Origin of the sequence: Streptomyces boluensis, from assembly GCF_009908195.1 — a bacterium.
Taxonomy (GTDB): domain Bacteria; phylum Actinomycetota; class Actinomycetes; order Streptomycetales; family Streptomycetaceae; genus Streptomyces; species Streptomyces boluensis.
Genome location: NZ_JAAAHS010000699.1, coordinates 1 through 1,569 on the forward strand (window position 1 = coordinate 1; position 1,569 = coordinate 1,569).

Genomic DNA, 1,569 nt, shown 5'->3' on the forward strand with positions numbered 1-1,569 from the left:
CCCGACCCTCCCGGCCAGTTCGGCAGCAGCACGGGGTGCACAAGATCCTGACCGTGTGCGGCAACGGGGTCGGCACCAGCCTGTTCCTGAAGAACACCCTGGAGCAGGTCCTCGACCGCTGGGCCTGGTCCCGGTACGTCACCGTCGAGGCCACCGACACCATCTCCGCCAAGGGCAAGGCGTCCGAGGCGGTCGCGATCCTCACCTCGCGGGAGATCGCCCGCACCCTCGGCGACGTGGGCGTACCCGTGAAGGTGGTGGCGGACTTCACCTCCACCCGCGAGGTCGACGCGGTGCTGCGGGACACGTACGACGTCGAAGGAACAGACGGCACGGGCGAGACAAGCGGCACGGGCGGCACGGGCGACGGCTCGGGTGGGGAGTGACGGCGTGGACCGGCTCGTATCAATCGCGAAGTTCCTCGTCAACGAGATCCTCAGCGTTCCCGCGTATCTGATCGGTCTGATCACCGCTGCCGGGCTGATCGCGCTGAGGAAGACGGTGGGGCAGATCGTCGGCGGGGCCATCAAGGCCACGCTCGGCTTCCTGCTGATCGGCGCGGGCGCGACCTTGGTCGTCAACTCCCTTGCCCCGCTGGGCGAGATGATCCAGGGCTCGACCGGCGCGCACGGCGTGATCCCCACCAACGAAGCGATCGTCGGCATCGCGCAGGCCGAGTACGGGGCGCGGGTGGCGTGGCTGATGATCCTTGGCTTCGCGGTGAGTCTGCTGCTCGCCCGCTTCACACCACTGCGGTACGTGTTTCTGACCGGGCATCACATGCTGTTCATGGCAACCCTGTTGACCATCGTGCTCGCCACCGCCGGGCACTCCTCGCTCGTCGTGGTACTGGTCGGCGGTGTACTGCTCGGCATCCTGCTGGTCGCGATGCCCGCGTTCGCGCACCCGTGGACGAAGCGGGTGACGGGCGACAACACCGTGGCCATCGGGCACTTCGGCACCGCCGGGTACGTGGTGGCGGGCGCGGCCGGGCAGTTGGTCGGCCGGCGCAGCCGTTCCACGGAGGACATGAAGCTGCCGGAGGGGCTGCGCTTCCTGCGGGACTCGATGGTCGCGACGGCCCTGTCGATGCTGCTGATCTACCTGATCACGGCGGTCGTGTTCCTGGCGAAGGCCGGCCGCGAGACGGCGTTCAAGGCCTTCGCCGAGAACGGCGGCACAGCCGCGACCGATATCGGCAACTACCTGATGCAGTCCGTGATGCAGGGCCTGCAGTTCGGCATCGCCGTCGCGGTGATCCTCTTCGGCGTACGGACCATCCTGGGCGAGCTGGTACCCGCCTTCCAGGGCATCGCGCAGCGGATCGTGCCGGGTGCGGTGCCGTCCCTGGACGCGCCGATCGTGTTCCCGTACGCGCAGAACGCGGTGCTGATCGGGTTCATCTCCAGCTTCGTCGGCGGCCTGGTCAGCCTGGGACTGCTCTCCGCGGTGTTCCACCCGGCCTTCGGCCTGGCGCTCGTCCTGCCGGGGCTCGTGCCGCACTTCTTCACCGGGGGCGCGGCCGGGGTGTTCGGCAACGCCACGGGCGGGCGGCGCGGGGCGGTGGTC

The 1,569-nt window shown here is 69.2% G+C and carries 1 protein-coding gene and 1 pseudogene; both read left to right on the forward strand.

Features of this window, described 5'->3' with window-relative positions; translation table 11 throughout:
- Positions 1 to 317: pseudogene (locus GUY60_RS37560) on the forward strand (PTS sugar transporter subunit IIB); the annotation flags it as partial.
- A gap of 73 nt (positions 318 to 390) precedes the next feature.
- Positions 391 to 1,569 (forward strand): PTS ascorbate transporter subunit IIC (gene ulaA, locus GUY60_RS37565; RefSeq protein WP_161705978.1); only part of this gene is annotated, 1,179 nt, incomplete at its 3' end.